17 protein-coding genes, 3 tRNA genes and 1 pseudogene are annotated in these 19,828 nt (G+C 57.3%); 8 read left to right on the forward strand and 13 right to left on the reverse strand.

The annotated features are described in order from the left end of the window. Both DBR00_RS02695 and DBR00_RS02700 read left to right on the forward strand, forming a co-directional pair. The coding region (locus DBR00_RS02695; RefSeq protein ID WP_218276596.1) for a hypothetical protein at positions 1 to 316 on the forward strand (316 nt) is incomplete at its 5' end. A 12-nt stretch (positions 317 to 328) separates the two neighbouring features. Next, positions 329 to 2,191 (forward strand): hypothetical protein, encoded by a 1,863-nt coding sequence (locus DBR00_RS02700; RefSeq protein ID WP_108538010.1) that lies wholly within the window; start codon positions 329 to 331, stop codon positions 2,189 to 2,191. Between the two features lie 810 nt (positions 2,192 to 3,001). Here DBR00_RS02700 and DBR00_RS02705 read toward each other — a convergent pair. Continuing rightward, positions 3,002 to 4,267: a nitrite reductase gene (locus tag DBR00_RS02705; RefSeq protein WP_108485989.1), complete on the reverse strand. Its 1,266-nt coding sequence runs from the start codon at positions 4,265 to 4,267 to the stop codon at positions 3,002 to 3,004. Positions 4,268 to 4,698: 431 nt separating this feature from the next. On the opposite strand from DBR00_RS02705, the gene DBR00_RS02710 reads away from it, so the two are divergent. Genes DBR00_RS02710 through DBR00_RS02725 form a run of 4 tightly spaced genes read left to right on the forward strand, consistent with a single transcriptional unit; the run spans position 4,699 to position 8,872 of the window. Then, positions 4,699 to 5,520 (forward strand): hypothetical protein, encoded by an 822-nt coding sequence (locus DBR00_RS02710; RefSeq protein WP_108485990.1) that lies wholly within the window; start codon positions 4,699 to 4,701, stop codon positions 5,518 to 5,520. Then, positions 5,517 to 6,404, forward strand: coding sequence for a hypothetical protein (locus DBR00_RS02715; RefSeq protein ID WP_108485991.1), 888 nt, complete (start codon positions 5,517 to 5,519; stop codon positions 6,402 to 6,404). Before DBR00_RS02710 ends, DBR00_RS02715 begins: the two co-directional genes overlap by 4 nt. A 31-nt stretch (positions 6,405 to 6,435) precedes the next feature. Next, positions 6,436 to 8,022, forward strand: a complete 1,587-nt coding sequence (locus DBR00_RS02720; protein ID WP_108485992.1) for an asparaginase domain-containing protein — start codon at positions 6,436 to 6,438, stop codon at positions 8,020 to 8,022. A gap of 31 nt (positions 8,023 to 8,053) precedes the next feature. Then, on the forward strand, positions 8,054 to 8,872 hold the full coding sequence (locus DBR00_RS02725; RefSeq protein ID WP_108485993.1) for a hypothetical protein: 819 nt from the start codon (positions 8,054 to 8,056) through the stop codon (positions 8,870 to 8,872). A gap of 88 nt (positions 8,873 to 8,960) precedes the next feature. Here DBR00_RS02725 and DBR00_RS02730 read toward each other — a convergent pair whose 3' ends face one another. Both DBR00_RS02730 and DBR00_RS02735 read right to left on the reverse strand, forming a co-directional pair. Next, positions 8,961 to 10,271, reverse strand: coding sequence for a HipA domain-containing protein (locus DBR00_RS02730; RefSeq protein ID WP_108485994.1), 1,311 nt, complete (start codon positions 10,269 to 10,271; stop codon positions 8,961 to 8,963). After that, a complete protein-coding gene (locus tag DBR00_RS02735) occupies positions 10,271 to 10,600 on the reverse strand; it encodes a helix-turn-helix domain-containing protein (protein WP_108485995.1) in 330 nt (109 codons plus the stop codon). The genes DBR00_RS02730 and DBR00_RS02735 overlap by 1 nt, the downstream gene beginning before the upstream one ends. A 299-nt stretch (positions 10,601 to 10,899) precedes the next feature. On the opposite strand from DBR00_RS02735, the pseudogene DBR00_RS02740 reads away from it, so the two are divergent. Next, positions 10,900 to 11,085 (forward strand): annotated as a pseudogene (locus DBR00_RS02740) (transposase); the annotation flags it as partial. A gap of 147 nt (positions 11,086 to 11,232) precedes the next feature. Here DBR00_RS02740 and DBR00_RS02745 read toward each other — a convergent pair. Both DBR00_RS02745 and gorA read right to left on the reverse strand, forming a co-directional pair. Beyond that, on the reverse strand, positions 11,233 to 11,856 hold the full coding sequence (locus DBR00_RS02745) for a trimeric intracellular cation channel family protein (RefSeq protein ID WP_108485997.1): 624 nt from the start codon (positions 11,854 to 11,856) through the stop codon (positions 11,233 to 11,235). 7 nt (positions 11,857 to 11,863) lie between these two features. Continuing rightward, complete coding sequence (gorA, locus tag DBR00_RS02750; RefSeq protein ID WP_108485998.1) at positions 11,864 to 13,222, reverse strand: glutathione-disulfide reductase; 1,359 nt, start codon at positions 13,220 to 13,222, stop codon at positions 11,864 to 11,866. A gap of 82 nt (positions 13,223 to 13,304) precedes the next feature. Between gorA and DBR00_RS02755 the strand changes: the two genes are divergently transcribed. Then, positions 13,305 to 13,727, forward strand: coding sequence for a VOC family protein (locus DBR00_RS02755; RefSeq protein ID WP_108485999.1), 423 nt, complete (start codon positions 13,305 to 13,307; stop codon positions 13,725 to 13,727). A gap of 51 nt (positions 13,728 to 13,778) precedes the next feature. Here the strand turns inward: DBR00_RS02755 and galU are convergent, their stop codons facing one another. The 8 genes from galU to uvrY all read right to left on the reverse strand — a co-directional run bounded on the left by galU (position 13,779) and on the right by uvrY (position 19,698). Then, on the reverse strand, positions 13,779 to 14,618 hold the full coding sequence (gene galU / locus DBR00_RS02760) for a UTP--glucose-1-phosphate uridylyltransferase GalU (protein WP_108486000.1): 840 nt from the start codon (positions 14,616 to 14,618) through the stop codon (positions 13,779 to 13,781). A gap of 45 nt (positions 14,619 to 14,663) precedes the next feature. Then, the gene (locus tag DBR00_RS02765; RefSeq protein ID WP_108486001.1) at positions 14,664 to 16,025 is read right to left on the reverse strand and encodes a UDP-glucose/GDP-mannose dehydrogenase family protein; all 1,362 of its coding nucleotides are present in this window, start codon (positions 16,023 to 16,025) and stop codon (positions 14,664 to 14,666) included. Between the two features lie 155 nt (positions 16,026 to 16,180). Further along, positions 16,181 to 16,267 (reverse strand) — tRNA-Leu (locus DBR00_RS02770). A 111-nt stretch (positions 16,268 to 16,378) separates the two neighbouring features. Further along, positions 16,379 to 16,452 (reverse strand) — tRNA-Cys (locus DBR00_RS02775). A gap of 36 nt (positions 16,453 to 16,488) precedes the next feature. Then, positions 16,489 to 16,564, reverse strand: a tRNA-Gly gene (locus DBR00_RS02780). A gap of 67 nt (positions 16,565 to 16,631) precedes the next feature. Beyond that, on the reverse strand, positions 16,632 to 17,192 hold the full coding sequence (gene pgsA / locus DBR00_RS02785; protein ID WP_108486002.1) for a CDP-diacylglycerol--glycerol-3-phosphate 3-phosphatidyltransferase: 561 nt from the start codon (positions 17,190 to 17,192) through the stop codon (positions 16,632 to 16,634). Positions 17,193 to 17,225: 33 nt separating this feature from the next. After that, positions 17,226 to 19,067: an excinuclease ABC subunit UvrC gene (gene uvrC, locus DBR00_RS02790; protein WP_108486003.1), complete on the reverse strand. Its 1,842-nt coding sequence runs from the start codon at positions 19,065 to 19,067 to the stop codon at positions 17,226 to 17,228. Further along, complete coding sequence (gene uvrY, locus DBR00_RS02795; RefSeq protein WP_108486004.1) at positions 19,054 to 19,698, reverse strand: UvrY/SirA/GacA family response regulator transcription factor; 645 nt, start codon at positions 19,696 to 19,698, stop codon at positions 19,054 to 19,056. The genes uvrC and uvrY overlap by 14 nt, the downstream gene beginning before the upstream one ends. Between the last annotated feature and the right edge of the window lie 130 nt (positions 19,699 to 19,828).

Genomic DNA, 19,828 nt, shown 5'->3' on the forward strand with positions numbered 1-19,828 from the left:
CGACCCTCACGGCTCGGTGAACGCCACCGCCGGTATCGTCCCGGTGAAAACCATCTGCATTCCCCGCGCCCAGTGGCAGCCGGCGCTGGATGCGATCGCGGTGACCTTCCTGACCACGCCGATGATCGGCGCCGGTACGGTGATGCCGGTACCGGTGCCGCAGGAAAACGGCTTTACCTGGGAATGGGTGACACGCAACCCGGGTGCCACCGGCTGGAGCAACCTCGCACCCGCCTCGGCGGTACCCACCGCGACCCTGGCGTCCCCGCAACGCATCGAAGAAGGCTGGTTGCGGCTGATCCGCGACAACGGTTAAGGAGTGACCCGGATGAGTGCAATCGATTACAGCATCGCCAACAAGGACGGTAAACCAGTGGTTTACCTGAACCAGACACAGACCCTGAGCCTGACCCTGACCAACGCCAGCGGCGCCGACCTGGAGCTGGCCGGCAGCCCACCAGTGCTGGAGACCGAGGCTAACAGCAACACCAGTCTGCTGTACCTGTTCCTCGGCAACCTGGTCAGCGACCCGGCCACGGTGCAGGTCAGTTGCCCGGGCTGGACCACTCAGTTCCAGAACACCCCGCAGGGGCCTGTATGGTGCTTGGCCCAGGCGCAGAACAGTACCTTCAAGGACAAGGCGAAACTGACCGTGACCCTGGGCGGGGTCAACATCAGCGGCCTGCCCGGCTCGCGCCAGGTGACCGTCGACTGCTGGTTCGGCGACGGCGACTCGGTGCAATTGCCGGTGATGGCGCAGAACGATCCGGGCAAGCTGCTGCCACTGAACCTGGTCTTCGCGCTGAATGGTGGCAACATCATCTACATCACCGAGAAGGCCGACTCGCCGATGACCTGCTCGCTGGTCTTCCGCCTCAGCAACCCGTCGCCCGACACGCCCATCGTGCCGGAGGACGTGCCCTGGGGCGCCCAGGCGCCGAGCTTTACCCTGTCCTTCGTCTATGCCGACAAGGGCGACGGTTTTGGCGCCCTGACCTCGGCGGAGCGGGCCGCCAGCTTCACCCGCCAGACCGTACAGGACTACGGCAACCGCTGGTCCGTCGCACCCAACACCCAGGGTTCGCCGAGCTGGACACTGACCCCGGATCAACTGACCAACAAGCAGATTCTCGGTACCGGCGAGCAGGCCAGCTTCGAATTCATGCTGGGTAACATAGTCACCCAGCTCAAGGCCGGTACCACCCTGGCCTACCTGCAATGGAGCAACATTCCCGGTTACCAGGACGGCTACCAGACCGTGGCACTGGTCAAGCAGGTGCCGACCCCGGGCATCCTGCGCTTCATGACCCTCAACCCCAGTGTGATCAAGCAGGGCACGCCGGTGCAACTGAACTGGCAAACCTTCGCCCTATCCAAACGTACCATCAGCTGGAGCCAGGACAACACGCCCTACCAGGTCGTGGTGCCGGCCAACGCCAGTGCCTGGGAGCCGAATCCGCAGCCGGACGACACGGTGACCTACACGCTCGACGGCTACGATTTCAATGGCAACAAGGTGCCCAATGCCCAGCAGACCGTCAGCGTCATCGCCAATGCACCGGTGATCAAGTGCTTCTCGGTGAGCCCGCGAGTTGCTGCATTCGAGGGCGCCAACCCCAATGTACAGGTCACCGGCAAGTGGCAGGCGAGCAACGTCAAGACCCAGCAGCTCAATGGCACGCCGGGCCAGTCGCCACAGACCATCGGCCTGAACAGCGCGGGTGACGTGCTATTGCTGATCACCGGGTTTCAGAACCAGATGACCTCGCAGTCACAGACCGTGTACAGCACCCCGGGATACGTGCAGACCTTCGTCTCCACCAGCCAGGTCAGTAGCGGCACGAACGGGCCGCTGATCAAGAACGTGCTCGCGTTCGACCGTGGAGCTTCTACCGGCACCTGGACCCTGATCCGCAGCGACGATCTGGCGACTCTGACCCTGGCCAGACAGGGCTTCACGTGGAGCACGAACGGGCTGAACGTCAACCTTGTCTTCAACGACGCCAGCACCACCGCCACTCTGGGCTGTGCCTTCGGCAACCTGACCCTGACCGCGCGCAGTGGCGGCCCTGACGCCAATGGCCTGCAGCCACTGGCGATGCTGGTCCAGAACGCCGCAGGGCAGAATGTGCCGGTGTTCAGTGCGATGACGACGGCAACGGGAGCGACGCAGGAGCAGCGCACGTCCTAATTCTGCCACGCACCTTGCGGTTCCGACGACGAAGCACTAATGATCGACCACTACCGCCTCGATCGCCTGGAGCGGGCCTGGCTGGCCGCGCTGGCACACAGGGGGCCACGCCGGCCCCCGACGGCAGCGCCAGCATCACCGCGCAACGCTACCGCGGCGATTCCGTCAGCGATTCCGCCGACCTCTACAACCCCACCCGCGCCGCCTGCGCCGGCGTTGCGTCGGGGGATGTTCGCCTTGCCACATGCAGCGTCCTAACGATCGAGCGCCGCCCGCGCGGCGCTCGATCTCAAGGGCGCTGAAAAGCCAAAGACAGGCGCTCCGAAGCCTCGATACGGTTTCCCGCCAGGCTTTTTGAAAACCTGAATCGCCTGCTGCCAAACCGCGACAAAGACCTGAGACACCTCGCCGGGCAGTGCTGGCAGAGCTCAGCCTGTCAACGAGGCGTACCCAGCACCGCACCTTGCCCTCGTATTCCCAGCTCCGACATTGCGTTGGCAGTTTCCACAACTATTAGCTTAGCGATGTGCCCTTTTGTTTTATCGGGTGGTGCAATTTTGCGCACATACGCCACGCTGGAGATCGTTGGCCAGCTCGCCATGAACATGAATTGATGAACATCTTCCCACGCCATTAGCCTTGTAGCCCTTCAAGTTTGGGAGCTGGCCCACTCATGAACGGATGACATCTCCCACTTGTTAAATGAGTGCCGTTTCAGAAGTGTTGCAATCGAGGGCGTTACCGCAACGTCGAGCAGCCTGCCGATGTTGCGGTAACGAGATCGTGCTACGCCCAACTGCGCAGACGTAACTATTCCTGCCGCGGGCTCAGCTCTCTGCACATATCAGGATTCTCACTGAGCACTACGCGCTTGATACGCCCACTGTCGAAGAACGGCACCTCGGGACAAAAGCGTTGGCCTTTAGACGTCTCTGTTTGTTTCCAGGCTATTTCTTCCGTTCGCAAAAGGGTCGATTTCTGTCCGTTCTGGCTGGGCTGCCAGATGTCGATATAGGTTCGCTCGTAGTGAGCACCACTATCGATGTCGCAGGACTTCGGATCGATCTGACGCAGTTTCAACGAACCATCACTTACCTGTTCAACCCGACTGGCGAACTCGATATTACCGTCAATGTAGCTGGGCATGATGTAGCAACTGCGTCGCTCGGTTCCGCTCATCAGCGGAAGCAAGTAACTGCTCTGGGAGTCGATTTCCTCAAGGTCGCCATCTGTCCAGCGATAGGTTGAAACGCCGTGCTCGCAGCAACTGGCTCGCCAGTAGGAGTAGACGACGCGATGAACAGGGTCGAACTCGGCCGAACTGATGTCCTGTAACCCTGCGGGCGCATCGACGAAGCGGCCCGTGGCCACATCGTACAGCCATGTCTGATGCGGAATGTTTGGTCCCGCAGGGAGAAACATAGCGAGACTTAGGTCAGGCCAACCATCGAAGTTCGCGTCAATGAGATCGGGCGTGAAAATGCTGCAGGTTCCTTGGGACTCAGTCTCCAGGGTCTGGATTAATGCGCCATCCTTATAGAGGCGTATAGCTGAGACCAGCGGCGGTGTGGGGCAACCAGCGCCCTCTTCTTCCGGCAAAGCATCGGCTAGCAACCGTATCTCATAGGGGAAGCGTTCCTCCAGATCGTCCTGGTTCGGGCTTAAGGCCAGTGGAAGCTCACGCTTACCATTGGGCGAGGTCCAAGTGCCGGTAATACCGTTATCAAAAGACTCGATACGCCAGGTGCCTGTATCAGCGGCGCCATTACCGCTGTCTCGCTCAGTCAGCACGGCGCCCTCGCCTCGCATCTGGCCACTCAGTACAAGCTGCCTGCGCGTCTCGGCCCGACAGGGCTGATAGCAGTAGCTGCCCGAAAGGCTATCGGCAGAGCGGTTCAGCGCGACTTCTACCTGCTTGCTCCCCAAGTTACCCACCCAGCTGCGACGCCAAACGGGGAACTCCACGGTACTGGCAGAGGATTGAGCTGCGCTGAGCGGCAACGCCGGAAGCCACAACATCGCCAAGATGAGTTGTAAACCGATGAGAAAACTGCGGGGACCACGGTGCGCGCGCATGTAACTTCCTTGTCCTGTGAAAAAGCCGTAGCAGTCGATTATGCCCTTCCATCCACCCTACGGGCATTCTCATACTTCAGGATATCTAGGCAAATGGTCCCGCCAATTGAAGCTGACCGACGTGTGAAAGGCAGGTACTGAACAGCCCTTTATATTCCAAGACACCTCCAATTCTCATGTGGTGCCTCATCAACTTGGCCCTTGGCATCCGGTCAGACTGGACTACGCTCAGTAAACCTTGAAAAGGAATTCGAGCGATGTCACCCATGCGCAAGGCCGCGCCTCTGTTTCGCGATCACTTTTGGCGGTTCTGCACCGCCAAAGCTGTTTCAGTCGTAAGAAATCACCCCTGGCGCTTTATCGGCTCACCCTATGCGTGAGACCGATTTCGCGCGCTCGTCTCTATCTCGTAAACAGGAAAGGAACTCCCTATGTGCACCATCGGAACCGTCTTTGACGGCGGCAGCATCCACACCTTCAAACAGTGCGACCTGATCCCCATTACCACCTTCAACTTGCCGGATGTGCGGACTGGCAGTAATGGCGTAAATAGCTACATTGCCATGACCCGCCAGGGCAGCGCAGGGATCTGGGCAGGGGTCAACGATCATGGCGTGGCGTTTGTCGCCGCCGACACCTACACCACCACTGCGGCCAACTATTACGCCAGCAGTGCCCAAGCCGAGGCTCTTTTTGCCGCTTACGAGGCCAGCATCAGCAGCCATACCAGCGCCATCGAGGCGGCCCAAAGCCTGATTGATTTCTATCGCAACACAGGCTGCAAGACGCCATTTCCGGCACCGGACATTTCTTTGATCAGCGGCTGGGCAGATCCCCAGAAGACGCAGCCGATCAGCATTCTGATCGAGTACATGCCCAACCCGTTTAACCAGGACCCGGTGCGGCTGATCAAGCGAACGGGAGGGTTCTTCGTTTCAACCAACAATTTTCGCTTACAGCCCAATGCTGTGGACTACGCGGCCAATCACAGCACCTACCTGCGCCTGCAGCGCGCCGAAACCATTCTGCAAATCGACCCCAGCCATCAGGGTATCAAGACCCTGCTCAGTGACCAGTACTACGGAGAAACAGAGCTGTCGATTTGCCGTGAAACCGACTATCTGGGCATCGAATTTCATACTCAGGCCACCGCGCTGTTCAGTGCCAGTGCCGGCAGCGCGCAGTGTGAGTACCAGATCAACGGCAACCCGAAGACCAACCCCCTCAGCCTGTTTCCGGAGATCCTGTCATGAGCCCCATCGACATCAGCCTCAAGCTCGCCGACCAATCACCTATCGCCCCGCCCGCGCAAGGGTTCTTCTATGTCGACCAGGGCAACTACCAAACCTTCGTGCTGGCCGACACCCCGCTGACGGCCTACTCCGACAGTGCCACCTCCTGCATCATCACTGCCGTAGTCAGCAACTTTGATAGCCACAACAGCCTGACCCTGGCCCACCTCGACAGCCCGGCCTGCATCGACGCCTTCTTCGACCTGATAGCCGCCCAGCCCGCCAATAGCTGGCAACTCTTTGCACAAGGTGCCAACCCACCTGACAACAGCACCGCACAGGCCAATGCCAGCCAATTGCAAGCCCGCATCGACCAACTCGGCAGCCGTGTTGTGCAGTGCGAACTGGCGCTCTTGCAAGGTGACCCTCGGCAGGACAATCGTGGGGATTTCGGCGTGACTTACTCCGGTGATGGCTGCGCCGTGGCCACCAATCAGCCCTACGACCTGCAGCTGTACCAGCGTGATCCAACCTGCGGCGGGCAAACGGTGTACTGCATCATGCGTCGCCAGGAGCAGCCGCCCGTGCAGATTCGTGACGCCGGCCAGCCCTTTACCCATGCTGAACTGGTCGAATTGGCAGAAATCGCCTTGCAGTTCCGCAAAGACCCGCAAGACCCCAGCACGGCGTTCAGCAACATCGTCAACCAGCAAAGCGAAGAAATCCGGCAGAACTGGTCGACCACCCCGGCTTATGAGGCCCCCTGGTTCTCCGACCAACTCAAGCTCGGTGCTGCCTTCGCCATCGCCATGGCCCCCGTGGTCAGTCTCAGCGCCCAGCACCTGAAGCGAACTACTGCACCCAGTTTCGTACGGCTGCGCCAGGTTCTGCTGACCCAACGTTAAGCCACAACCGAGACTTGCTAGGAGGCACCCTATGCGTATCGCGATTATCAATACCGGCGGGACTATCAGCTGCGTCGGCAACCCGCTTGCACCGATGAGCGCCACGGCCTTTGCAGCGGCCAGTGAGCAGTTGCTCAACCCAATCCTGCAGCAGCAATTCCCTGACCTCAGCATCGACTATCTGACCCAGATCAGTTTCCCAGAGTCGGCCAGCAAAACCCTGGACAGTACCAATCTGCAACCCACCGATTGGTGCATCATGGCCCAGGGTATCTTGAACAATTACGCCGCCTACGACGGCTTCGTCATTCTCCACGGTACCGATAGCATGGACTTCTCGGGTGCCGCGCTGGCGTTTCTGCTCAACAGCTTCGACGCCAATGGCTATGCAACCGCTGTGCTGAACAAGCCGGTGGTCATAACCGGCTCGCAGGTGCCGCTGTATTACCAGGCCAGCAGCGGCCAAGCGTTAAGCCTGAACTTCAATACCGACGCTTATCAGAACCTCTGTGGTGCAGTCACGGCCGCACAAAGTGGTATTGCCGAGGTGGGCGTGTATTTTCACAACCACCTCTACCGTGGCAACCGCGTGGTTAAAACCAACGCGAGCCAGTTCGACGCTTTCTCATCTCCCAACTACCCTGCACTGGCCGAATATGGCATCAATCTGACGCTCAACAACGCAGCCTGCCTACCCGGCCCCGTGCACGCTAGCCTAAGCTTGGAGAGCCCAAGCGTACTGGCCGGCCAGCAAAACCAGCTCAACCAAATAACGGCCTGCATCAGTAATTTTCCGATTGTTCAGTTGAACGCGTTCCCCGCGCCTTACAGCATCTCACCACCCAGCGCCTTTCTCGCCACCCTGATAAACGCTGTGGTTACGGCCGGGGCACGCGGCATTATTCTGGAGTCCTATGGCGAAGGTAATTTCCCCTCCGGCAATCCGGACACACCCAGCTCAGGGGCCATCTATCAAGCGCTGAGCCAGGCCAACCAGAGCGGCGTCAATCTGGTCGATTGCACCCAGGTCTTGGCAGGTACGGTGAACAACAGCGCCTATGCCTCCGGCGCCTGGCTGCCCCAGGTGGGCGCCCTAGCGCCAGCGGACATGACGCCCATGGCCGCCCTCGCCAAGTTGATGATTCTGATGGCTACCGCCGCTACCAACGGCTGGACACGCCAGCAGGTGCAGACCCTGCTGCAAACCAACCTGGCTGGCGAAATGCTGAGCGTCAATTACCTCGACAGCCGGATCAACGCCGAACTGCTACCCAACCAGAGCATCAGCGCCCTGGATGGCAGCGCCAGCCTGACTAACACCCCAGACCAAGGTCCGGTACTGCTAGCCAGCGGCCAGGACACGCCGCTGTGGCGCCTACCCATTACCTTACAGGCGGGGGATTTGCCGGGTCGCCTGCGCATGCAGGATGACGGCAACTTAGTGTTCTACAACCGCAACAATCAGGCCATCTGGGCCAGCGATACCGGCCAGTTCGGTGGCGCGTCTTCACGGCTGGTTATCAGCGGCCATTACGCGAGTTCTGCGCCAAGTAACAGCCTATCCATGCAGGTCTACAACTACTCCAGCATGGTCAGCGCCAACCAGCTCTACCCTTAGTCCCAACACACCCAGCGAAAAGGAATACGCCATGAACAGCTCAGCACGCCCCTTCAAATTCAGCGGTGTTATTGCGCCCCATGACTTCTTTCACCAAACCACCCGCGCCCCAGCGCTAGGCGCGGTACCGGACGAGCACTACTTAGCCCCTACGGTTATAACGGTACAAATCAGCGTGCCTGAACAGAAGACCATTGGCGTACCCCAATACTCGGCCACCGTATACGGAGAGGCTGCCGGTCGCTACGACCCCGCAGGAGACTGCCAGGGCAACTTCATGTCTTTCCGTTTCCAGCCCAATAACAACTGTTATGCCTACGGCTGCAACATCACACCAAACACCTTTCCTCAGCCAGGACGGCAGAGTGGCTACCTGCTCACCGCCGCAAACTTTCAACAGCCCTTCTCCGATCTGGGAGCTCTGGTCAGCAGCTACGCAGTCAAGGACGGGCTGGAATTGGTCGGCACCAGCCTCGAAGAGCTGTTTGCATTCAAATCCAGCAAGCAGGGCACTAACCCACAACCGCCAGGCAGCTTGGGGGCCGGCTACCTCGGCGGGCACTTTGTAGCGCTGATGGTCTCGACGGCAGGTGATGCCAACTGGCCAGGCGACTACCACTGGGCGCGCTGTGACAACTCGTCCGGTGCTTGCGACAGCTGGTCACAGAAAGACGGTTCAGACCAGGTGACCAACTTCGACTTTGCCGGCAACCCGATCAGTAACCCCATGACGGCCAATTGGCAAGTCAACCAGGGGCCGGTCTCCAGCACTGATAGCCGTGAGCTGTTGGTGGAGTACGGCTTTTACTGCTTTATGTTTGTCCCAGAAACCGGTGTAAATATTATTTAATTCAACACCGATGGTAAAAAGCCCAGTGGCCAAAGGTCGCTGGGCCATTTCCGGCCTGCTCTCAGTTCCTGTGATGACAATGCAGGCCTTAAAAGCCCCAGCTCAACTGAGCCGTCATCTCGTTGATGACGATCGCATTAATGCTCCTCAACAGCCGGACTTCGCCCGCTAATGTGGCCTTAAGCTCTTGCCTGTCCTGCAACAGCTCTGCATTTTGTTGAATCACCTCTTCCAGCAGCTTTGGTGCTTCTATGCGCACACTGTCTACAAGTTTCCGAATGTTGTCCCGGGCTGTTGTTGGCTTGATCCCCATGGCTTCGCCAGCGCTTACCAGTAACGGCGTAGTGATCTCTACTAAGCGCTGAATGCCATTAATTGGCCACGCCATAGTGGTTTGGCCTGGCCACTGATCTCGGTCATACGCCCGTGTGCCGTATACGGCCGTGCACAGCAAGTCGTAGAAGGGAGATAGATGCACGCCCTTGCCGGACATCAAGAAGCTGAGGTTTTTCAGATGTGCGTCCTCATTACCTACGAGGACATTGAAGATCAGCCACTGAAATAGGCGCAACCGGGCCAGCGCTGCTGGCCGACACTGATTGGCCAGATCTGCAATGCGTTCAACACTGCCGGCGCTGTATTTGAACTCCCTGGACAGACCATTCAACTGGCACGCGTCGATACAGTGGAGACGGGTCCAATCATGCTCATTTTCGGCGCGGTCAAACCGCTCAATCAAATAGACCGGCTGCGGCACATATAAGCGGTACACCCTTGGTGCAGGCAACCCGATACGATCAGCCAGTTTCATCACATACCATTCGTTGATCACGGAGTGCGGCCATGCATCGCCGGGATGGTCGGGCTTGAGTATGTGAGTCGACGGCTCGCTGCCGGTTGGCTCAAATAGCTGGCCATCTCTGTAGATGATCGCCACCTTATGCTGAGCACCTGCCAGGGACATTTTCTTGGCAGCTTGCTCGGCCAAGGGAATCTTCGGCATTGCCAAAATGCGCTCTGACAGTTCAGCATCGGGCAATACCTGCGTGCTACCTGGTTCTGGCGCTTGCCCAGGCGGAAGCAAAGTGAGAGAGCCGGCAGACTCCGCGCCGAAATGCTGCAGCAAGGCGAAAGCATCCTCAATCGCCGCGCCAGCAGCCATAGCGATTAACTGCCGCTGCCCCTCTTCCGGCAACAGATTGTCGAAATACCACTGCACAGGGCGAGTGGTAGCACCATCGAAGTGTTCCTCGGCTTGTAGGGGTAGCAATGGACACAATGCATGCGCCAAAGGATCGACCAACCACTGCCCGCTGTAGCAAAAGGCCCATAGGCCATTGCTCTCGCGCAGGACGCCCACCTGGGTCTGGTTAATCCAGACGTTGAGCAATCGTTCCATTAGTTAGCCTTGCTCGTTGATGCAGGATTCTTAGAGGCAGACACCTTGTTTTGTTTGGCCAACTTCTTGTTTACCGTGTCAGCGAGCAGCGCCCTGATAGCGTCGCAATAGGGTTCTGGCACCTCAATGGTCACGTTAAGGCCGAGCTCCTGCATGACTTGGAACAGCTTGCCCCACTGCACTGTTTCTCCGCCGCGCTCAATCTTCCCCAAAAAGTTCTCGGACACGCCAATGATGCCAGCCGCGTCGTCTTGACGGATTTGCATGGCCTTGCGACTTGCTCGAATGAGCGCCCCCACTTGCCCAGGGGATTCGATGCCGATTTTCATTTGAAAAACCTCATGACTTTGCTGATTTTTTGCGCAGCGCAGAGAGAAAATCACAATTCCACACGAATGTGAGGATTTTAGCTAACAAGGCGGCATGTTTCAATAATTCCTCATGATCGTGAGGTTTTTTAAGATCAGGGAATGGTTAAGACTAAGAGTCCACACGATTGTGCGGAAAATCAAGAGCTTGCGCGCTTCGCTTGGGGGCGGTGTGTGTGTTGTGGCTAACGACTCTGGACACCCCGATAGGGCGTTAAGCTTCGCCCAGCAATGAGGTGTTTACGTGACCAGAAGATCTATTCAGTACAGATTTCAACCTCGAAGCAGCCGGCCTGGTTCTAGATCAGGGCTATTCAATTCCCGAAGCCTGCAAGTCGATGGGCGTAGGTCCAACGGCGTTACGTCGATGGGTGGAGCAGTTACGCGGTGAGCGTGGCGGCACAACATCGACACGCAGCAAGGCCATGACTCCCGAGCAAAAGCGCAATAGAGCCCATGAACCCTAGCATTCACAGGGTATCTGAGCTGGAGAGCAACGCAACACCATGCGAAACGACCTTCACTTTAACTAAATGGATCGTGAAGGCTGCAACATAATTTAATCCCTGCTGCAGTCCTCCGCTGACTTGCGTTCAGTCACGATCCAATAAATGAAAACTGGGTAACGCTATATGCCAGCGAATGGCCGCCAGACGAATTAGCAGCACGCTCAACATCGCTACGACGGTATCCAGCCAGTGCGGTGTATCCAGCGTGCGCATAGCGATAAACACCAGAGCGCCGGCAATACACGCAGTGGCGTAAATTTCCTTCTGGAAGATCAGCGGGATTTCATTGCAGATCACATCACGCATCACCCCCCCGGCGACCCCGGTCATCACCCCCATGATCACGGCTGTGCTATGTGGCACGTTGTGCTGCATGGCGACTTCAGTGCCAATAACGGTAAACACCGCCAGGCCGAAAGCATCGGCCAATAACAGGCCTTTCTCGTGAATTGGCTGCGTCAGTCGTACCCAGACCACGGTACCAACAGCTGCCAGTGAGGCGACGACGATATACAGATCGTTGCGAATCCAACTGACCGGATGGTTGTCCAGAATCACATCACGCAGCGTGCCACCGCCTAGCGCGGTGACAATGGCAATTACCAATACACCGAATAGATCCATGGACTTGCGTCCGGCCATCAGTGCACCGGTGATGGCAAAGACCGCGACGCCAAACAGATCGGCCAGATAGAACAGTTGCGCCATGCTGACCTCAGGTAGACACAGGCGTTCGCATGGTGACGAACTCTTCGGCGGCCGTTGGGTGCACGCCGATGGTTTCATCGAACAACCGCTTGGTCGCACCTGCTTTAAGCGCCACCGCTAGCCCCTGGACGATTTCACCGGCGTCCGGGCCCACCATATGACAGCCCAGTACGCGGTCTGTCGCAGCGTCAACCACCAGTTTCATCAGGGTGCGCTCCTGGCTTTCGGTCATGGTCAGCTTCATCGGCCGGAAGCGGCTTTCGAATACTTGGACGCTATAGCCCTCCTCCTTCGCCTGCTCTTCACTGAGCCCCACCGTGCCGATATTGGGCAGGCTGAATACCGCGGTTGGGATCAATCGATAGTCGACCCTGCGGTATTCATCCGGTTTGAACAGGCGTCGTGCGACTGCCATTCCTTCGGCCAGCGCTACGGGCGTCAGCTGCACGCGGCCGATCACATCACCAATGGCGAGGATTGACGGTGTCGTCGTCTGGTATTGCTCGTCGACCTTGATAAAGCCGCGCTCATCGAGCTGCACATGAGTATTTTCCAGGCCCAGGTTATCGAGCATCGGTCGACGTCCGGTGGCATAGAAAACACAGTCGGTCTCAAACACGCGGCCATCCTTGAGGGTGGCCTGCAGGCTGCCATCAGCCTGTTTGTCGATACGGGCGATGTCGCTGTTGAATTGCAGATCCACGCCGCGCTTGTTCAACTCATCCTGCAGGTGCAGACGCACGGCCTTGTCGAAACCACGCAGGAACAGATCGCCGCGATAGAGCAACGCGGTTGTTGCGCCGAGGCCGTTGAAGATCGAGGCAAACTCCACGGCGATATAACCACCGCCCACGACCAGTACGCGCTTGGGCAGTTGCTCAAGAAAGAAAGCTTCATTCGAGCCGATGGCATGTTCATGCCCCGGAACTTCCGGAATCTGCGGCCAGCCGCCGGTGGCGATCAGGATGTGCTTGGCGCTGTAACGCTGCCCGCCCAGTTCAACGCTGTGCTCATCAACGATCCGCGCATGGCCTTCGAGCAGGGTCACACCGCTGTTAACCAGCAGGTTGCGATAGATACTATTGAGTCGGTCGATTTCACGGTTTTTGTTGCTGATCAGGGTCGACCAGTCGAACTTGGCCTCCCCCAGTTCCCAGCCGAAGCCTTGCGACTGTTCGAAGTCGTCGGCGAAATGTGCGCCATAGACCAGCAGCTTCTTCGGGACGCAGCCGACGTTGACGCAGGTCCCGCCTAGGTAGCGGCTTTCGGCAACCGCCACGCGCGCGCCATAGCCGGCAGCAAATCGCGCAGCCCGCACACCGCCGGAACCGGCACCAATTACAAACAGGTCGAAGTCGTAGGTCATTTCAGCCTCCAGAACAAGCCGCCAGCATACCCCAAGGCGCGTCAGCGCCTAAACTTGATGCATGCAGAACAGGAGAACCGTGATGCGCCCTACCCTTACTCATTTGGCCTTGCACGTACCTGACCTCGATGCCTGCGTAAGCTTTTACGAGCAGTTCTGTGCGATGCAGGTGATTCACCAGCGCGCAGGCAAAGGCTCACGAATTGTCTGGATGGCCGAATTGGGTAAGGAGCACAGCTTTATTTTTGTGATCATGCCGGGTGGGCAATATCGCCAATTGGCTGCAGATGACTACAGCCACTTTGGCTTTGCCCTGGAAAGTCGTGAGCAGGTCGATAACATGGCAGCGCGGGCAAGGGCTGCAGACTGCCTGGTGTGGGAACCGCGTGATGAACCCTACCCTGTTGGCTACTACTGCGGCCTGCGTGACCCAGCAGGCAACTATGTGGAGTTCAGCTACGGCCAGCCATTAGGGACTGGTGCCGAACATATGCCTGTGTCCTGAATGCACACAGCCACCCGAAGGTGGCTGTGTATTACCGCACCAGAGGCTGAATCAATAGGCCTTGCCAGTTTTGTAGAGGTTCTCGAAGCAGAAGTTGGTGGCTTCGATATAGCCCTCAGCTCCACCGCAATCAAAGCGCTTGCCCTTGAACTTATAAGCCATCACGCAACCGTTCTGCGCCTGCTTCATCAGTGCGTCGGTGATCTGGATTTCCCCACCCTTGCCTGGCTCGGTCTGTTCGATCAGGTCAAAAATATCCGGCGTGAGGATGTAGCGACCGATGATCGCCAGGTTCGACGGCGCATCTTCCGGCTTTGGCTTCTCGACCATGCTGTTAACGCGGTAAATATCATCACGAATCATCTCGCCGGCGATCACGCCATATTTGTGAGTCTCCTCCGGCGGGACTTCCTGGATCGCCACGATTGAACAACGGAACTGTTTGTAGAGTTTGACCATTTGCGTCAGCACGGCGTCTCCCTCCAGGTTCAGGCACAGGTCATCGGCCAGCACCACAGCGAAAGGCTCATCACCAATCAGCGGGCGGCCACAGAGAATCGCGTGGCCCAGCCCTTTCATTTCGACCTGACGAGTGTAGGAGAACGTGCATTCGTCAATCAGGCGGCGGATACCGACCAGGTATTTCTCTTTGTCAGTGTCGCGGATCTGATGTTCGAGTTCGTAGCTGATGTCAAAGTGGTCTTCCAGGGCGCGCTTGCCACGCCCAGTGATCATGGCGATTTCGCTGAGACCGGCTTCCAGCGCTTCTTCGACGCCGTATTGAATCAACGGCTTGTTCACAATTGGCAGCATTTCCTTGGGCATAGCCTTGGTGGCAGGCAGAAAGCGGGTGCCGTAACCGGCTGCTGGGAACAAGCATTTCTTGATCATGGGAGACCTTGGGGTTGGATGGGTGAAAAATGCGTGCGCAGTTTATCAGGCTGCACTGGCCTTACAATGCCCCTGCGCGGGTCTACCAATCCCTCTGTACAAAAAACCAAGTTCAGCTAGTTGTGTTGATTCGTAGATGTTGCGGCCATCAAAGACTACAGGCATGCGCATCAAGCCTCGGATTCGAACAAAGTCGGGCTGTCTAAACTGCTTCCATTCCGTGACCAGAACGAGCGCGTCTGCCCCTTCAGCAACACTGTACGGGGAGGTGCTCAAACGCAGTTGGCCGCTACTGATTGCCTGGCTGTAACGTTGAGCCACGGCGGTTGTGGCTACAGGGTCACACGCTTGCACGGTGACGCCTGCAAGCAACAGCGCATCGAGCAAAACCAGGCTAGGCGCTTCTCGCAGATCATCAGTACCAGGTTTGAAAGATAAACCCCAAATAGCGACCACACGGTTCTGCCAATAACCTGAGAAATGCTCGCGCAAAGCCTGAAAGAGCAAGGTTTTCTGTAGCGCATTACGTGCTTCCACCGCTCGAAGGATGCCCGGTTCAATGCCCTCCTGCTCCGCACAGCGAATGAGTGCCCGCACATCCTTAGGGAAACAGGAGCCACCATAGCCACAGCCTGCATATATAAAGTGTGTCCCTATTCGCTTGTCACTGCCGATTGCGCGCCTGACATCTTCAACATCAACGTCCAGGCTTGCGCAGAGACTGGCCATTTCATTGATAAAGGAAATCTTGGTCGCCAGAAACGCATTGGCTGCGTACTTGCTGAACTCCGCAGCGCGCAGCCCCATAGCCAGCAGCCGTTCATGATTACGCAAAAAAGGTGCATAAAGGCGACGCAGAAGCTCATGCCCAGCAGGCTCATCACAACCAACGATCACGCGATCGGGTCGCATAAAGTCATCAATTGCCGAGCCTTCTTTGAGAAACTCCGGGTTACTCGCCACCGTCACGTTAAGGCGTATGCTGCGCCTGCTCAGACCATTATTGATTCGCTGTGCCACCCGTTCTGCAGTACCAACGGGTACTGTTGATTTTGTGACAACCAGGCAGTGGTGCTCCAGTTTTTCGCCCAGCGCATCAGCTACAGCCAAGACATGGCATAGATCTGCCGATCCATCCTCACCGCTGGGTGTGCCCACCGCGATAAAAATAATTTCGGCGTGTTTGATCCCCTCGCCCAGGCATTGATTGAAACTCAATTGCCCACTGCTCAAGTGCGTCCGCAGCATGCACTCCAGGCCCGGCTCATATATCGGGGACTGGCCACGTGACAGCCCAGCCACACGCTTCGGGTCGCGCTCGACGCAAACGACGTGGTTACCCATTTCAGCAAAACAGGCGCCTGAGACCAAACCGACATAGCCCGCACCAATTACACAGATCCGCATCGACAGTCCCCCAGGTGAGTGACTGCAATTGCAGCTAAAGCAGATGGCAGGCGTATGACGCGACTGATTCAGGCAGATGACAAGTCTGCTTTTAGTGGGCATAAAAAAACCGGCATTGGGCCGGTTTGGGGGCATGTGCGAGTTAACTTTGGATATGGTGCCCGAAGCCGGGGTCGAACCGGCACGAGGTTACCCTCGAGGGATTTTAAGTCCCTTGCGTCTACCGATTTCGCCATTCGGGCGGTAGCGCTACGTTGCAAGAGCAGGACTATATACAGCCCAACCAAGCCCTGCAAGGTTTCAAACTAAAATGAAAAAGCCCCGTAAATCATATACTTACGGGGCTTTTAAATTGGAGGCTGAGGTCGGAATCGAACCGGCGTTCACGGATTTGCAATCCGGTGCATAACCACTCTGCTACTCAGCCTTTAAATCACATGCAATATCATTCATTGCATAAAACTGGAGCGGGAAACGAGACTCGAACTCGCGACCCCGACCTTGGCAAGGTCGTGCTCTACCAACTGAGCTATTCCCGCATGTCGTGTTGACGGGCGCCATTCTATAGTTTCAATGCTATTCGTCAACCCCTTGATTCAAAAAAGCTTATTTCTTTTCTGCGGTGATTCGCAGATGCGGCCAGGCGGCCAGTAGATACTGAATCATGGACCATAGCGTAAGCACTGCGGCAATGATCAACAACCCATAGCCGAGCAGAACCCACACTGTAAAAGTGGGCGGATTTGCCAATAAGGTTACCAATGCCACCATCTGCGCCGCGGTTTTCCACTTTGCCAATCGCGAAACCGCGACTTGTGCCCTTGCGCCTAATTCAGCCATCCATTCACGCAAGGCTGAAACCACAATTTCGCGCCCAATGATGATCGCAGCAGGTAAGGTGAGCCAGAGATTGGAGTGCTCATCTACCAGTAGAACCAAAGCAACAGCCACCATTAGCTTGTCAGCAACAGGGTCGAGAAATGCACCAAAGGGCGTGCTCTGCTCCCAGCGTCTGGCCAAGTAGCCATCTAGCCAATCAGTAGCTGCTGCAATGGCAAAAACGGCACTGGCGGCCCAGTAACTCCAACTGAATGGCAGGTAGAACAACAGAATAAACACCGGAATCAGCAGAACCCGGAGCACGGTAAGCAGGTTGGGGATATTCATCGACACAACTTGGCTGAAAATTGAGCGGGCATTCTACTCGCTGTGTAGTGAGGCATAAATCGACTCGGCAAGCTTTTTACTGATACCAGGCGCTTTGGCGATTTCCTCAATGCTCGCGCGAGACAATTCCTGCAATCCACCGAAGTGGTTAAGCAACTCGCGCCGGCGCTTGGGTCCAACGCCGGCAACTTCTTCAAGTGTGGACGTGCGGCGGGTTTTGCCACGACGTGCGCGGTGGCCGGTGATGGCAAAGCGGTGCGACTCATCGCGGATTTGCTGAATCAGGTGCAAGGCCGGCGAATTGCCTGGCAACGTAAATTCATGTGCAGCGTCATTCAGGTAGAGGGTTTCGAGTCCTGGTTTGCGCGTGGCGCCTTTGGCCACGCCCAGCAGAATTAGATCGGGCACTGACAGCTCTTCAAGTACTTCTCGGGCCATCGCCAGTTGGCCTTTACCACCGTCGACCAGCAGGATGTCCGGTAACTTGCCTTCGCCATCCTTGATCTTGCTGAAGCGCCGGGTCAGCGCCTGATGCATGGCGGCGTAATCATCGCCTGCCGTCACGCCTTCGATGTTGTAACGACGGTAATCGGATTTCAGCGGCCCTTCCGGGCCAAATACCACGCAGGACGCAACCGTTGCTTCACCGCTGGAATGACTGATATCGAAGCACTCCAGGCGCTGCGGCACTTCATCCATATCCAGGGCCAGGGCCAGGGCATCAAAGCGCGCAGCAACGTGCTGTCGATTAGCCAGGCGCGCTGCTAAAGCTTGTTCGGCATTGGTCACGGCCAGCTGTTGCCAGCGTGCGCGGGTGCCGCGTACGCGGTAGCTGATACTCAGCTCGCGGCCACGCAACTCATCAATGGCGGCGATCAGGGTGGGGAAATCTTCGTGTTGTGCGTTGACAATCAGCTCGCTCGGCAGATCGCGCTCCTGACTACTCAGGTAATACTGTGCGAGGAAGGCCAGCAATACACCGCTGCCTTCCTCCTCGATGGCCACCTGCGGGAAAAAGTTCTTGCTGCCGAGCACTCGGCCACCGCGCACGCTGATCAAATGCACACACGCACCGCCCGGATTGACCATGGCCGCGACGACGTCCACATCACCGGTTCCGCCTTCCATACTCTGCTGGTCTTGAACCCGGCGCAGCAGCGATATCTGGTCGCGTAATCCGGCAGCCCGCTCAAAGTCGAGGGCCATGGCGGCAGCCTGCATGCCGCTGGACAGCTCATCGGTGAGGGCAGTGCTGCGCCCCTCAAGAAACATTACTGAATGGCGCACGTCAGCAGCATATTCAGCGGGTTCTACCAGGCCGACACAGGGGGCTTTGCAGCGTTTGATCTGATACTGCAGGCAGGGCCGAGTGCGATTTTTGTAAAAGCTGTCCTCGCATTGGCGCACCAGAAAGGTCTTCTGCAGCAGATTGAGACTTTCACGGATGGCCCCGGCACTGGGGTATGGGCCGAAGTAGCGACCTTTTTGCTTTTTCGCGCCGCGGTGGATGCTCAGGCGTGGGAAATCACCATCGGATAGAAATACATAGGGATAGGACTTATCGTCTCGCAGCAGAATGTTGTACGGCGGCCGCCATTCCTTGATCAGCGTCTGTTCAAGCAACAGCGCTTCGGTCTCATTAGCGGTGATGGTGGTTTCAACTTGAGCGATTCGCCCCACCAGTGCGGCGGTTTTCGGCGCCAAGCCGTTCTGGCGGAAGTAACTGGCCAAACGCTTTTTCAGGTTCTTGGCTTTGCCGACATAGAGCAGTTTGGCGTCCACATCGAACATGCGGTACACGCCAGGGTGACCGCTGCAGGTGGAGAGAAACGCGCTGGAATCGAAGACTGCGCGGCTGTCGTCAGCTGCTGGCATCAATCATGCCGTGGCGTACGGCCAGCAAAGCCAACTCGACATCGCTGGTGATCGACAGTTTTTCGAAGATGCGATAGCGGTAGGTGTTTACAGTTTTCGGCGACAGGCAAAGTTTGTCGGAAATAGTCTGCACTTTCTGGCAGCCGGCAATCATCAGTGCGATCTGGATTTCACGCTCGGATAGCAGATCGAATGGCGAATTGCTGCTCTGCGGCTGGAACGACTTTAGGGCCAGCTGTTGAGCAATCTGCGGGCTGATATAACGCTGTCCACTGAACACCATACGGATGGCCTGAACCATTTCTTCAAGTGCCGCGCCCTTGGTCAGATAACCGGCAGCACCGGCTTGCAGCAGGCGCGTAGGGAACGGATCTTCTTCGCACACGGTAACGGCAACGACTTTGAGGTCAGGGTGGCTGCGAATCAGTTTGCGCGTGGCTTCAAGGCCACCTATACCCGGCATCTTGATGTCCATCAGGACAACATCGGGCTTCAGTTCGCGGGCTTTCTTTAAGGATTCTTCGCCTGACTCGGCTTGGCCAACCACCTGTAAGCCATCGATATCGGCCAACATCCGTGTGATGCCAGTACGTACCAGATCGTGGTCATCAACAACGAGTACTCTGATCAAGCGTCACCCCGGTCGACATCAGCTGCTCAGAGCAACTGCTGGGTTGAAAGTCTGATGCCTCAAAGTCATCAGCTTGGCGCATAACCGTCAAAATACAAGCGTCAAATAAATTGACGCCAAATGACAGCCA

It is taken from the genome of Pseudomonas sp. HMWF032, assembly GCF_003060885.1.
Classification (GTDB): Bacteria; Pseudomonadota; Gammaproteobacteria; order Pseudomonadales; family Pseudomonadaceae; genus Aquipseudomonas.